This is a genomic window from Streptomyces sp. NPDC049813 (assembly GCF_044465085.1).
Lineage (GTDB): Bacteria > Actinomycetota > Actinomycetes > Streptomycetales > Streptomycetaceae > Streptomyces.
Window position 1 is genome coordinate 317953 of sequence record NZ_JBITLI010000001.1, and the last position, 13145, is coordinate 331097.

A 13145-nucleotide genomic window follows, 5' to 3' on the forward strand; every position below is an offset into this window, starting at 1 on the left:
CCAGGTGATCTCCCACGGCGCAGGATGTGGGTATGTTCACGCATCGCGTCCACGCATTCGGATCGGCCACCGCGCCGGACCGATGTGGTTGCGCGCGCAGCGGCTTGTAGCGGACCCCGTCCCTCGTCGCTTCTTCCCCGTACGTCGCCCCACCCACCCGTCGGCCGGTGCCGTGGGCCGCGGACGTACGGCTCCCCCTCGCGGTCCCCGTGACCGCGAACCACCGCGCGCCCACCGGAGAGTCCCCATGTCCGTGACGGAAGTCCCGCCCTCGACCACCCCGGCCCCGACCACCCCGCTGCGCCCCGCCCGCATCCCCGACGACGGCCTCTACGAGGGGCGCCGGCTGCTGCGCCGCACCCCCGACGGCTGGCGGGAACGCCCCTACGAACACCTCGAGATCGTCCCGCAGGCCGCCACCATCGGCGCCGAGATCCGCGGGGTCGACCTCACCCGCCCGCTGTCCGGCGCGCTGCGCGAGGAGGTGCACCGGGCCCTGCTGGAGTGGAAGGTGCTCTTCTTCCGCGGCCAGCACCCGAGCAGCGCGCAGCAGCGCGCGTTCGCCCGCACCTGGGGGGAGTTGGAGACCAACCCGCTCCTGGAGCGCGGCGACAGCGAGGAGGTGGTGCGCTTCGACAAGGGCGCCGGCGTCCCGCCCTCCTTCGAGAACGTCTGGCACACCGACGTCACCTTCCGCGAACGCCCGGCCATGGGCGCGGTGCTGCACCTGCGCGAGGTGCCGCCGTCCGGCGGCGACACCATGTGGGCCGACATGGCGGCCGCCTACGACAACCTGCCGCCCGGCGTCCGGGAGCGGATCGACGACGCCGTCGCCGAGCACGACTTCCTGCCCGGATTCCGCCGGTTCTACGGCCCCGAGAAGCTCGCCGGGCTGCAGGACGCGTTCCCGCCGGTGACCCACCCGGTGGTGCGCCGCCACCCGGAGACGGGGCGCCGCATGCTCTTCGTCAACACGTCGTTCACCACCCGGATCGTGGGCATGGAGCGGGCCGAGAGCGACCGGCTGCTGCGCCTGCTGTTCCAGCAGGCGCACGTGCCCGAGTTCCAGGTGCGGTTCCGCTGGCAGGCCGGTGACGTCGCCTTCTGGGACAACCGCGCCACGCAGCACTACGCGGTGGCGGACTACGGCGACGCCCGCCGGGTCGCGGAGCGCGTCGCCATCGCGGGGGACCGCCCGTACTGACGCCGCGGCGCGTGGGGGCCCCGGCCGGTAGTTGCCGGGGCCCCCACGTGCGGTGCGCGGCTCAGCCCACCGCGGCGATCGAGCGGCCCGCCCACGCGGGCGGCGCCTCCGACAGGTCGCGCAGGCGCGCGCGGACGGCGTCCGGGAACGGGGCGGCCCGGCCCGCCTGCCGGTCGACGTGCACGGCCAGCAGCTCGGTCGTCGCCACCGGCGCGGCGTCGGGGCCGGGCCCGGCCGCCTCGTCCGCGACCACGTACATCTCGTGCGTGAACCGGGCCTTCTTCTCCGCGGCGCCCAACACGCGGGTCCGGATGGCCAGCTGGGCCCCCTCGGGCACGTCACGCAGGTACCGGATGTGGGCCTCCACCGTGTAGAGCGAGCAGCCCGACGCCTCGCGGTAGCCGGAGTCCAGGCCCGTCTCGATCATCAGGGCGTCCGTGGCGTGCCCGAAGGCCAGGACGTAGAAGGCCTCGCTCATATGGCCGTTGTAGTCGATCCACTCGGGGCGGACCGTGCGGTGCAGCAGCGCAAGGCCCGTCATCGCGCGCCTCCCAGCCGGCCCGTCGCCCGCAGGACGTCGATGACGCCCTGGTCGCGCCTGGCCACCAGCTCGGCGATGGTGCGGCCGTCCGCCGCCTCGTCACACCCGGCGACCACCGCGTCGTACAACTCCCGGTCCAGCTCCGGTGCTTCGAGCCGGGTCCAGGGGGCCTTCAGGGACGGGCCGAAGTGGTCCAGCATGTGCGCCATGCCGCCCTCGCCGCCCGCGAGCGCGAAGGTCAGCATCGGGCCCATGACCGCCCAGCGCAGCCCGGGGCCCTCGGTGATCGAGGCGTCGATGTCCCGTACCGTCGCCTCGCCGTTGGCGACCATGTGCAACGCCTCGCGCCACAGCGCTTCCTGGAGCCGGTTCGCGATGAAGCCCGGCACCTCGCGGTCCATGGTGATGACGGACTTGCCCGCGACCTCGTAGAACCGGGACGCCCAGGCGGTGGCCGCGCCGTCGGTGCGGGTGCCGCCCGCGACCTCGACGAGCGGGATCAGGTACGGCGGGTTGAACGGGTGTCCGACGACGAGTCGTGCCGGGTCCCCGGCCGTCGTCTGCATGTCCGTCATCGGGTACCCGGACGTCGACGAGGCGATGACGGTGCCGGGCGGGGTGGCCGCGGCGAGCCGGGCCAGCAGGTCCTGCTTGAGGTCGAGCTTCTCCGGGGCGCTCTCTTGCACGAACTGGGCGCCGGCCACGGCGTCCTCCAGCGTCGCGGTCACGGTGAGACGGTCGCGGGAAGCACCCGGGGCGAGGCCCAGGGACGTGAGGGCGGGCCAGGCCGCGTCGACCAGGCGGCGCAGCCTCGCCTCGGCGTCGGGCGCCGGGTCCCACGCCGTCACGTCGTAGCCGCGGGCCAGGAAGTGGGCGACCCAGCCGCCGCCGATGACACCGGCGCCGACGCAGGCGACCCGGCGGACGGACTCGGGGGAGACGGCGGGGGTGAAGGCGGGCGCGGGAGTGGGGGCGGGGGAGGTCATCAGCGGTTCGCCTTCCGCAGTCCGAGCAGCTCGCGGGCGTCGTCCGGGGTCGCGACGCGGGCGCCGACCGACTCGGTGATGGTGACGGCCCGCTCGACGAGCTGGGCGTTGGTCGCCTTGTTGCCCTTGCCGAGGTACAGGTTGTCCTCCAGGCCCACCCGGACGTGTCCGCCCAGCAGGATCGACTGCGCCACCCACGGCATCTGCATGCGGCCGAGCGAGAAGCTCGCCCAACGGGCGCCTTCGGGCAGCATGTTGACCATCGACTGGAGGACGCCGGGGTCGGCCGGAGCACCCCACGGGATGCCCATGCAGAGCTGGAAGACGGTCGGGTCGTCGAGCAGTCCCTCGGCGAGCAGTTGCTTGGCGAACCACAGCTGGCCGGTGTCGAAGATCTCCAACTCGGGCCGCACACCCAGCTCCTGGATGCGGCGGGCGCCCGCGCGGAGCATGTCCGGCGTGGAGACGTAGAGGTTCGAGCCGTCCCCGAAGTTCAGGGAGCCGCAGTCGAGCGTGCAGATGTCGGGGAGCAACTCCTCGACGTGCGGGAGGCGTTCGAGACCACCGACCAGATCGGTGCCGGGCAGCCGGGTCAGCGGCTCGTCCGGGTCGATGACGAGGTCGCCGCCCATGCCGGCGGTGAGGTTGATGACGACGTCGGTGCCGGTCTCCTTGACCCGCTCGACGACCTCCCGGTACAGCTTCGGATCGCGCGAGGGCGCGCCGGACTCCGGGTCGCGGACGTGGATGTGGACGACGGCGGCGCCGGCCTCCGCGGCCTGCACCGCGCTGCGGGCTATCTGCTCCGGCGTCACGGGGACGTGCGGACTCTTGCGCACGGTGTCCCCGGCGCCGGTCAGGGCGCAGGTGATGATGACGTTCTCGGTGATGGGCACGGATGTCCTCCCGGAGTTCGGCCCCTCGCGCGGCGGCGGAGCCCCGCGGGCGTCGCGCGAAGAGGGTGTGGGGGTGTGGGGGTAGGGGGAAGCGGTGAGGTTCTTGTCGTCCCTGGTCGCAGCAGGCGTCAGGCGGCGAGCAGCGCGGTGCGTACGTGAGCGGCCAGCGCCGTGCGCATGGCGTCGGCGTCGGTGCCCGAGGCCAGCACCTGGGTGGCCAGGCCGTCGATGAGCGCCGTCAGCGTCAGCGCCTGCGCCCGCGGGTCGGCGCCCGCGCGGAACACGCCCTGCGCGACGCCTCTGCGGACCACGTCGGCCACGGTCTCCCGCCACTGCCGGTAGTACTCGGCGTGCAGCCGCCCCACCGTGGTGGAGCGCGCCGCCTCGGCCCACAGGTCGAGCCAGACCGCCCACTGGCGGCGCTGCTGCTCGGTGCGGGGTGTCTGCAGGTCGATGAGCTGGTCCAGTTCCGCGACCGCGTCGTCCGCCGTGGCGAGGCGGGCGGCGCGGCGAGCGGTGTCCTCGTCCATGCACCAGCGCACCGCGGCCTCCAACAGGTCGGCGCGGCCCGGGAAGTGGTAGTGGATCGCGGCGGAGCTGGTGGCGCAGGCGCGGGCGATGTCGGCGACCCGCACCGCGTGGAAACCGTGTTCGGCGATCAGCCGGACCGTCTCGCGGACGATCTGCAGCGGCCGCCCGCCCTCGACCGGCGCGACGGCGGACGGCACCTGCTCCGGCGGCCGGGCCCCGAGCAGCCGCCCCACGTCGACCCGCCCCTCGGCGGCGATCCGCGCTAGCTCGGCGACCGTGAACCGGCGGGTGCCGCTCAGCGACCGCGAGAGTTTGGAGGGGTCCATGACGATGCGGCGCGCGAACTCGCGCTGGCTGACCCCCGCGGCCGCGATGACCTCGCGGACGCGGGCGGCGGTGTCGGCGCCCTGGGCGCCGGAGACGTCGTCGGTTTCCACGGGGCCCGACCCTAACCACGTATTGAGAAGAACTCAACACAGCGACCGGACGTGCTGGTGAATTGCCTGTTCACTGCGGTATTGCGTTGCTGACTTTCGCATCAGTCAGATGCGCAACAGAGGCCCCGCTGGACCCGGCGCTGCCCTCTTGTCGCCGTCATCGCGGCGATCTAGTGTGCAGCGCACACAAGCGCTTTCTGCCAGCCTTTGGAGGCGTCCTCGCATGACCGCCGGTCGAACACTGAAGGCCTGTACCGCCGCCGCCCTGCTGCTCGCCGCGTCCGTCGGGGCGGCGCCGGCCGTCACCGCGGACCCCGCCGCCCGCCCCCGCCCGCTGCCCGCCGTCTCGCCGGCCCCGCAGCACCTCGCCCGCGCGGGCGCCGACCTGCCGCTGCCGGGCCGCGCCGAACTCGTCGTGGGCGCCGCCACCGACCCCGCCGCCCGCACGCTGGTCACCGAAGTGCTCAAGGACCACGGCGTGCGCCGCCTCGACGTCCGCACCGAGGCCTCCGGCCGCGCTGCGCTGACCGTCCTGCTCGGCCCCGCCGACCGCCCCGACCTCGCCCGCGCCCTGCGCGGCACCGCCGTCCCCGACCACGCCGAGGGGTACGCGCTGCGCGCCGCCCGCGGCACCCTCGCGCTCGGCGGCACGGACGCCGCCGGGCAGTTCTACGCGGCCCAGACCCTGCGGCAGCTCGCCACCGGGCACGCCGTCGCGGGCGCCTCCGTCAGCGACTTCCCGTCGATGGGCCTGCGCGGCAGCATCGAGGGGTTCTACGGCCCGCCCTGGACCACCGAAGAGCGCCTCGACCAGATGGACTTCCTCGGCGAGGTCAAGTCCAACACATACGTCTACGCACCCAAGGACGACCCGTACCACCGCGACAAGTGGCGCGACCCCTACCCCGCCGACAAGCTCACGGAGCTCGGGGCACTGGTCGAGCGGGCCGGCGCCAACCACGTCTGGTTCACCTTCGCCGTCTCGCCCGGCGGCTCCATCTGCTACTCCGACCCCGCCGACGTCACGGCGCTCACCGCCAAACTCCGGTCCCTGTACGACCTCGGCGTGCGCTCCTTCTCCGTCCCGCTCGACGACATCAGCTACACGAAGTGGAACTGCGCGGCCGACCAGGCGGCCTTCGGCGACCCGGGCCGCGGCCCCGCCGCGAAGGCGCAGGTCGGCCTCCTCAACGCCCTGCAGCGGGACTTCGTCGCCACCCATGACGGCACCCACCCGCTCCAGACGGTGCCCACCGAGTACGGCGACCTCACCGACTCCGCGTACAAGCAGGAGATCCGCGGCCACCTCGACCCGGCCGTCGAAGTGATGTGGACCGGCACCGACGTCGTACCGCCGCAGATCACCACCGCCCAGGCGCAGCAGGCCTCCCAGCTGTTCGGCCGCAAGGTGTTCGTCTGGGACAACTACCCCGTCAACGACTTCGGGCAGACCGCAGGACGGCTGCTCCTCGCCCCCTACGACAAGCGCGAGCCGGGCCTCTCCGACCACCTCAGCGGCCTCGTCTCCAACCCCATGAACCAGGAGGCGGCCAGCAAACTCGCCGTCTTCACCATGTCCGACTTCTCGTGGAACGACCGCGGCTACGACCGCGCCCGCTCCGCCCGGCAGTCCGCCCTGCACCTCGCGGGCGGCGACGCGCACCTCGCGGACGCGGTGCAGGTCTTCGTCGACCTGAACCACATGGCGCCCACCTTCGGAACGACCCCGTGGCAGCCGCAGTCGCCGGTCCTGGCGGGCGAGTTGGACGCGTTCTGGACCAGGTACGCGACCGACCCCGCCGCCGCGGTGCGGGCCTTCGCGCCGACCGCCCGGACGCTCGTGCGGACCCCGGCCGTGCTGCGCGCGGACCTTCCCGACCAGCTGTTCCTGCACGACGCCGACCGCTGGCTGACCGCCACCGAGCACTGGGGCGAGGCCCTGCGCCAGGGTCTCGTGGCGCTGCGCGCGCTCGGCGCCCATGACGCACAGGGCGCCGCCGCCGCGCGCGCGGCGATGGACACCGCCGCCGACACCGCCGCGCACATCACCGTCGACCCGGCCGAACACCACCAGCTCGGGCCCGTGAAGATCGCCGACCCCTACCTCCAGGACTTCGTCACGAAGGTCGGCGCAAAGGTCGACGCCTCCTGAACGCCGCACCCGGCACAGGAGCGGTGGCCCCGCACCGCTCCGCCCGCAACCCGCGACCGGCGTACCCGCCATCCCCCGAATGGCTTACGGTGTGGCGGGTGGACAGTCAGGGGAAGCGGGCGGTTCGGCTGCGCCTGACCGGGGCCGCCGGTGCCGCTCTCGTGTCGGGCGTGGCGGGCTCGTGGGCGTACGCGCGTGCGGGCGCGTCCGCGAGCGAGCTGGTGCGCGATCTCGCGGTCGGCTGGGCGTTCGTGGTCGCCGGGACGGCGGCCTGGCGGCGCAGACCCGCCAACCACACCGGGCGCCTCATGGTGCTCTGCGGCATCACCTGGTTCTTCGGCAACCTCCAAGGCACCGCCGTCCCCGCGCTGTTCACGTTCGGCGCCTGGTGGGAGGCGCTGAACATGGCCGTGCTGTCGCACCTCATCCTCTCCTTCCCCGAAGGACGCCTCACCACGGTCCTCACCCGCCGCCTGACCCAGTGCGCGTACGGTCTCGTCGCCGTCGGCGGTCTGCTGCGGACCCTGCTCTTCGACCCGGCGACCGACACCGGAGCCACCTACCTCGACTGCGACGCCTGCGGCCCCAACCTGATCTACGTCCCCGCCTGGCACGGCATGTTCGACACCTTCGACGCCGTGTACCACGCGGCGGGCTGGGCGCTCTCCGTGGTGGCCGCGGGCGCGATCGTGCTGCGCTGGCGGCACGCGTCGGCCGCGCGCAGACGGGCGCTGCTGCCCGCCTGGATCGGCATCGGCGTCGCCGTCGTCTTCCTGATGTGGGACATGCTCTTCTACGTCGTCCCGTGGTTCGGCGAGGTCGGCTCGCTCAGCGAACAGGCCGTGTACCTCTTCGCCGACCTCGCCCAGGTCGGCGTCCCGTTCGCCTTCCTCTTCGGGCTGCTCCGCATGCGCCTGCAGCGGGCCGAGGTCAGCGGCCTCGTCATCGACGTCGGCACCGACCCCGATCCGTCCCGGGTCCGCGAGGCGCTGGTGCGCGTCCTCGGCGACCCCACGCTGCGGCTCGGCCTCTGGCGCGAGGAGCGCCGCGCCTACGTCGACGGGGCCGGCCGCGAGGTCGGCACCGAGGGGGCCGGGCGGACCCCGGTCCGCGCCGCCGACGGCCGCCCGCTGGCCCTGCTCCACCACGACCCGGCGCTCCTGGAGGACCCCGAGCTGCTCCAGTCCGTCGCCGCGGCGCTGCGGCTCGCCCTGGAGAACGTCTGGTTGCGCACCCGCGCCAAGGACGTCGCCACCCGCATCGTGCAGGCCGCCGACGCCGAACGCGGCAGGCTCGAACGGAACCTGCACGACGGGGCGCAGGCCCGCCTCGTCTTCGCCCTCATGGCGGTCCGCCGGGTGCAGCGGGGCCTCGCCGGCCACGCGGACGAGCGGGTGCGCGCGGCGGCGGACGAGGCCGAGTCGAGCCTGCGCCTGGCCATCGCCGAGCTGCGCGGCATCGCCCAGGGCATCCATCCGGCGGTGCTCACCCGGGAGGGGCTCGGTCCCGCGCTGGCCGCGCTGGCGCGGGAGGCCGCGCTGCCGGTCGTCGTCGCGGCCGAGACCCGCCGCTACGACTCGCTGGTGGAGACCACGGCCTACTTCACCGTCTGCGAGGCGCTCTCGAACGCGGCCAAGCACGCGGAGGCGCGCGCCGTCAGCGTCTCGGCCCGTCACCAGGACGGCCGGCTCGTCGTCGAGACCGTCGACGACGGGGTGGGCGGCGCCGACACCACCCGCGGCACGGGACTGCGCGGCCTCGCCGACCGGCTCGCCGCCGTCGACGGCGTCCTGCACATACACAGTCCCGCCGGCGGCGGGACCCGGATCAGGGCGGAGCTTCCGTGCGGGTGATCGTGGCCGAGGACTCGGCGCTGCTGCGGCAGGGCATCGTGCGGCTCCTCACCGACGAGGGCATCGAGGTGGCGGCCGAGTGCGCGGACACCGGGCCGCTGCTCGCGCTGGTCGCCCGGCACGCGCCGGACGCCGTCCTCCTCGACATCCGGATGCCGCCCACCCATACCGACGAGGGTCTGGTCGCGGCGGCCGCGATCCGCGCCGCCCACCCGGACACCGGCGTCCTGCTGCTGTCCCAGTACGTGGAGACGTCGGCCACCGTGCAGGCACTGGCCGAGCGGCCGGAGGGCTTCGGCTACCTCCTCAAGGAACGCGTCGCCGACATCGACGAACTGCACGGCGCGCTGAAGCGGGTGGCCGCGGGCGAGACCGTGCTCGATCCCCTGGTGGTGGCCCGGCTGATGGCGGCGCCGCGGGCGGCGGGCCCGCTGGACGAGCTGACCGGCCGGGAGCGCGACGTGCTGACGCTGATGGCCGAGGGCCGCTCGAACGAGGCCATCGCGCAGCGCCTGGTCATCGGCGGCAAGACCGTCGAGACGCACGTGCGCAACATCTTCGGCAAGCTGCGCCTCGAACCCGACCTGCTGGAGCACCGGCGGGTCATGGCCGTACTCACGTACCTGCGCGGCTGAGCTTCGCGCGGTCCGCGCAAGAGGTTCCGGCTGTCCGCTCCGGAGACGACGTCGTCCCCCCGTTTTCCCCCGTGGTCCCCCGTACATCGTCTGCGGAGCGGTGCCGGACCCCCAATGTAGGCGGGGCCCGCGGGCGGGACATCAGGGTCAGCCCTGAGATGTGGAACCGCGCCCACCTCTTCGATCACGGCATGTCCCCATTTGATCACCGTCCGGGCGCCGGGTGATTTCCCCCTGAGCCTCTTCCCAGCCGCCGTGGGGCAGGTCTATAGTCCAAAACTAGCAGTGCTAATTAACCGCTGGCCCTGGAGCTGACCGTGCGCCCCGTCCACTTCGCCGCCGCCCGCCGCACCCCGATCGGGAAGCTGCGCGGCGCCCTGTCCGGCATCCGCCCCGACGACCTGGCGGCGACGGTCGTGCGGGGCCTGCTGGCGGACGTGCCCGCCCTCGACCCGGCCCGCGTCGACGACGTCTACTGGGGCGCCGCCAACCAGGCGGGCGAGGACAACCGGAACGTCGCGCGCATGGCCGCCCTCCTCGGGGGTCTGCCCGACTCGGTGCCCGGCGCGACCGTCAACCGGCTCTGCGCCTCCGGCATGGAGGCCGTCACCACCGCGGCGCGCACCATCGCCGCGGGCGAGGCCGAGATCGTGCTCGCCGGCGGCTCCGAGTCCATGAGCCGCGCCCCCTTCGTCCTGCCCCGCCCGGACGAGGCGCTGCCGCACACGATGCCGACGTACGACACCCGCCTGGGCTGGCGCCTGGTCAACCCCGAGATGCAGAAGCTGCACGGCGTCCTCGCCATGGGGGAGACCGCCGAGGAGGTCGCGGACCGGTACGGGATCGCGCGCGAGCGGCAGGACGCGTTCGCGCTCCGCAGCCACCAGCGGGCCGCCGCCGCCCGCGCGGAAGGCCTCTTCGACGCCGAACTCCTCCCGGTCACCCGGCCCGACGGGGTCGTCGTCGACGCCGACGAGTCGATCCGCCCCGACACGTCCCTGGACAAGCTCGGCGGCCTCAGGCCCGTCTTCCGTCCGGACGGCACCGTCACCGCGGGCAACGCCTCACCCATGAACGACGGCGCCGCCGGCCTGCTCCTCGTCTCCGAAGAGGCCCTGAACGACCTGGGACTGCGCTCCCTGGGACGGTACGTGGCCGGGGCCTCGGCCGGCGTCCACCCCGACGTCATGGGCATCGGCCCGGTACCCGCCACGCGCAAGGCGCTCGCCCGCGTCGGCTGGTCCCTCGACACCGTCGAGGAGGCCGAGTTCAACGAGGCCTTCGCCGCCCAGGCGCTCGCCTGCGTCGACGGCCTCGGCATCGACCCCGGCCTCGTCAACCCGACCGGCGGCGCCATCGCCCTCGGCCACCCCCTCGGCTGCTCCGGCGCCCGCATCCTCACCACCCTGCTCCACCGGCTGCGCCGCACCGGCGCCGCCCGGGGGCTCGCGACCATGTGCGTCGGGGTCGGCCAGGGCAGCGCCGTGCTCGTCGAGCGCGCCTGAACACCGGACCGCAGCCGCACCAGCAGTTCAGTACCGAACGGAGCACCACCCCCCATGGCAACCCTCTCCCTCGCCGCGATCCTCGCCGAGTCCGCCCGCCGCCGCCCCGACAAGGTCGGCCTCGTGGAGGGCGAACTGCGCCTCACCTTCGCGCAGTTGTGGCTCCAGGCCCGCAAGCAGGCCGCGGCCCTGACCGGCCTCGGCGTCCGCCCGGGGGACCGGGTCGCCCTGATGGCACCCAACACGGCCGAGTTCCCGCGCGCCTACTACGCGACGCTCACCGCGGGCGGGGTCGTCGTCCCCGTCCACCTGCTCCTGTCGGCCGAAGAGGTGCGGCACGTCCTCCAGGACAGCGGCGCGACGCTGCTGCTGTGCCACCCGGCGCAGGCCGAGACCGGCGCGGCCGCCGCGCGGGCCGCGGGCGTGCGGATGGTGACCCTGGGCGCCGGGGGCGAGCTGGAACGGCTCACCGCGGACAGCGCACCGCTGCCGGCCTACGTCACCCGCGAGGCCGACGACCCGGCCGTCGTCTTCTACACCAGCGGCACCACCGGCGTCCCCAAGGGCGCCGAACTGAGCCACTTCAACCTCGTGATGAACGCGACGGTCAGCGCCTTCGACGCCAACGGCGTCCACGCCGACGACGTCGCGCTCGGCGCCCTGCCGCTCTTCCACGCGTTCGGCCAGACCGTCTCGATGAACGCGACCTGGCGCGCGGGCGCGACGCTCGTCCTGCTGCCCCGCTTCCACGCGGCCCGCGCGCTCGACCTGATGGTCGCCGAGAACGTCAACACCTTCCACGGCGTCCCGACCATGTACGTCAACCTGCTGGCGGCGGCGCCCGGCGCCGAGAAGCTGCCGCGGCTCACCCTCTGCGTCTCGGGTGGCGCCTCGCTGCCCGTCGCGGTCCTGGAAGGCTTCGAGCAGACCTTCGGCGCCACGGTCTACGAGGGCTACGGCCTCTCGGAGACCTCCCCGGCGGCCGCCGCCAACCAGCCCGTGTTCGGCGCCCGCCCCGGCACCATCGGCCAGCCCCTGTGGGGCGTCGACGTGGAGATCGCGCGCGCCGAGGTCGAGGACCGCGTCGATCTGCTGCCCGCGGGCGAGCTCGGCGAGGTCGTCGTGCGCGGCCACTGCGTCTTCACCGGCTACCTGGGCCGCCCCGAGGCGACCGCGGAGGCCCTGGTCGACGGCTGGTTCCGCACCGGGGACCTCGGCACCAAGGACGCGGACGGCTATCTGCGCATCGTCGACCGCAAGAAGGACATCATCATCCGCGGCGGCTACAACGTGTACCCGCGCGAGGTCGAGGAGGTCCTCATGCGCCACCCCGGCGTGGGCAACGCGGCGGTCATCGGCCTGCCCGACGCCGTGCACGGCGAGGAGGTCTGCGCGGTGATCGTCCCCAAGCCCGGCACGGACCTGGACGCGGCCGCCCTCACCGCCTGGTCCAAGGAGCACCTCGGCAAGCACAAGTACCCGCGCCGCGTCGAGTTCACGGACCAGCTGCCGCTCGGCCCCAGCATGAAGATCCTCAAGCGCGAGCTGCGGACCACGTACGCGCGACAGCCGTAGCGCGTATCACCATGCGGCGGCGCTGACGCGGCGCGGACCCGTGGGTCTACCATCGGCCCGCCATGCACGACACTTTCGGGATCACCGCGTGGGCGTTCGCCGCGCTGGCCGCCGCCGCCCTGCTGGTGGGCTTCTCCAAGACCGCCGTCAGCGGCGCCAACACCGTCAGCCTCGCCGTCTTCGCCGCGGTCCTGCCCGCCCGCGCCTCCACCGGCGTCCTGCTGCCGATCCTCATCCTCGGCGACGTTCTCGCCGTCCTCACCTACCGGCGCCACGCCCACTGGCCCACGCTGTGGCGGCTGTTCCCGGCGGTCGCCGGGGGAGTGGTGCTCGGCACGGTCTTCCTCGCCTACGCGGGCGACGGAGCCGTCCGGTCCTCCATCGGCGCGATCCTGCTGCTGATGGCCGGCGTCACCCTCTGGCGGCGCCGCCGCGGCGAGTCCCCCGAGGCGGCGCGGACGGCGACGCGCACCGCCCGGGTCAAAGCGGGCTCCTACGGAGTGCTCGGCGGCTTCACCACCATGGTGGCCAACGCGGGCGGCCCCGTGATGTCGCTGTACCTGCTCTCCGCGGGCTTCCGGAAGCTGGGCTTCCTCGGCACGTCCGCGTGGTTCTTCCTCATCGTGAACTCCGCGAAAGTGCCGTTCAGCGTGGGCCTCGGCCTCATCGACGGCCACTCGCTGCTGCTCGACGCCGCCCTCGTCGCCTTCGTCGTACCCGGCGCACTGCTCGGCAGATGGGCGGTGAACCGCATCGACCAGCTGCTGTTCGAGCGCCTCGTCATCGCCGCCACGGTCCTCGGCGGCCTGCAACTCCTGCTCCGCTGAGCG

At 73.8% G+C, this 13145-nt stretch carries 11 protein-coding genes; 7 read left to right on the plus strand and 4 right to left on the minus strand.

Annotated features, from left to right (window positions below):
* Positions 1 to 247 precede the first annotated feature (247 nt).
* Positions 248 to 1204 carry a TauD/TfdA dioxygenase family protein gene (locus ACIBW6_RS01265; protein WP_399055236.1) on the plus strand — a complete coding sequence of 319 codons (957 nt, stop codon included), beginning with the start codon at positions 248 to 250 and terminating at the stop codon, positions 1202 to 1204.
* Between the two features lie 61 nt (positions 1205 to 1265).
* Here ACIBW6_RS01265 and ACIBW6_RS01270 read toward each other — a convergent pair whose 3' ends face one another.
* The 4 genes from ACIBW6_RS01270 to ACIBW6_RS01285 form a co-directional block, all read right to left on the minus strand.
* The gene (locus tag ACIBW6_RS01270) at positions 1266 to 1745 is read right to left on the minus strand and encodes a thioesterase family protein (RefSeq protein ID WP_399055238.1); all 480 of its coding nucleotides are present in this window, start codon (positions 1743 to 1745) and stop codon (positions 1266 to 1268) included.
* A complete protein-coding gene (locus ACIBW6_RS01275; RefSeq protein ID WP_399055241.1) occupies positions 1742 to 2731 on the minus strand; it encodes a 3-hydroxyacyl-CoA dehydrogenase NAD-binding domain-containing protein in 990 nt (329 codons plus the stop codon). The genes ACIBW6_RS01270 and ACIBW6_RS01275 overlap by 4 nt, the downstream gene beginning before the upstream one ends.
* Positions 2731 to 3627 (minus strand): 3-keto-5-aminohexanoate cleavage protein, encoded by an 897-nt coding sequence (locus tag ACIBW6_RS01280; protein ID WP_399055243.1) that lies wholly within the window; start codon positions 3625 to 3627, stop codon positions 2731 to 2733. The genes ACIBW6_RS01275 and ACIBW6_RS01280 overlap by 1 nt, the downstream gene beginning before the upstream one ends.
* 128 nt (positions 3628 to 3755) lie before the next feature.
* Positions 3756 to 4595 carry a TetR family transcriptional regulator C-terminal domain-containing protein gene (locus tag ACIBW6_RS01285; RefSeq protein WP_399055245.1) on the minus strand — a complete coding sequence of 280 codons (840 nt, stop codon included), beginning with the start codon at positions 4593 to 4595 and terminating at the stop codon, positions 3756 to 3758.
* A 223-nt stretch (positions 4596 to 4818) separates the two neighbouring features.
* Here ACIBW6_RS01285 and ACIBW6_RS01290 point away from each other — a divergent pair, with 223 nt between their 5' ends.
* The 6 genes from ACIBW6_RS01290 to ACIBW6_RS01315 all read left to right on the plus strand — a co-directional run bounded on the left by ACIBW6_RS01290 (position 4819) and on the right by ACIBW6_RS01315 (position 13142).
* Positions 4819 to 6747: a beta-N-acetylglucosaminidase domain-containing protein gene (locus ACIBW6_RS01290; RefSeq protein ID WP_399055247.1), complete on the plus strand. Its 1929-nt coding sequence runs from the start codon at positions 4819 to 4821 to the stop codon at positions 6745 to 6747.
* A 98-nt stretch (positions 6748 to 6845) separates the two neighbouring features.
* Positions 6846 to 8600, plus strand: a complete 1755-nt coding sequence (locus tag ACIBW6_RS01295; RefSeq protein ID WP_399055249.1) for a sensor histidine kinase — start codon at positions 6846 to 6848, stop codon at positions 8598 to 8600.
* Positions 8597 to 9235, plus strand: a complete 639-nt coding sequence (locus tag ACIBW6_RS01300; RefSeq protein ID WP_399056373.1) for a response regulator — start codon at positions 8597 to 8599, stop codon at positions 9233 to 9235. Before ACIBW6_RS01295 ends, ACIBW6_RS01300 begins: the two co-directional genes overlap by 4 nt.
* Positions 9236 to 9552: 317 nt before the next feature.
* Positions 9553 to 10740, plus strand: a complete 1188-nt coding sequence (locus ACIBW6_RS01305; RefSeq protein ID WP_399055251.1) for a thiolase family protein — start codon at positions 9553 to 9555, stop codon at positions 10738 to 10740.
* A 54-nt stretch (positions 10741 to 10794) separates the two neighbouring features.
* Positions 10795 to 12315 carry a long-chain fatty acid--CoA ligase gene (locus tag ACIBW6_RS01310; RefSeq protein WP_399055253.1) on the plus strand — a complete coding sequence of 507 codons (1521 nt, stop codon included), beginning with the start codon at positions 10795 to 10797 and terminating at the stop codon, positions 12313 to 12315.
* Positions 12316 to 12377: 62 nt separating this feature from the next.
* Positions 12378 to 13142 (plus strand): sulfite exporter TauE/SafE family protein, encoded by a 765-nt coding sequence (locus tag ACIBW6_RS01315; protein ID WP_399055255.1) that lies wholly within the window; start codon positions 12378 to 12380, stop codon positions 13140 to 13142.
* The last annotated feature ends 3 nt before the right edge of the window (positions 13143 to 13145 follow it).

Coding starts and splice junctions, on each gene's coding strand:
- ACIBW6_RS01265 (WP_399055236.1), top strand. CDS start 248: ATGTCCGTGACGGAAGTCCCGCCCTCGACCACCCCGGCCCCGACCACC.
- ACIBW6_RS01270 (WP_399055238.1), bottom strand. CDS start 1,745: ATGACGGGCCTTGCGCTGCTGCACCGCACGGTCCGCCCCGAGTGGATC.
- ACIBW6_RS01275 (WP_399055241.1), bottom strand. CDS start 2,731: ATGACCTCCCCCGCCCCCACTCCCGCGCCCGCCTTCACCCCCGCCGTC.
- ACIBW6_RS01290 (WP_399055247.1), top strand. CDS start 4,819: ATGACCGCCGGTCGAACACTGAAGGCCTGTACCGCCGCCGCCCTGCTG.
- ACIBW6_RS01310 (WP_399055253.1), top strand. CDS start 10,795: ATGGCAACCCTCTCCCTCGCCGCGATCCTCGCCGAGTCCGCCCGCCGC.
- ACIBW6_RS01315 (WP_399055255.1), top strand. CDS start 12,378: ATGCACGACACTTTCGGGATCACCGCGTGGGCGTTCGCCGCGCTGGCC.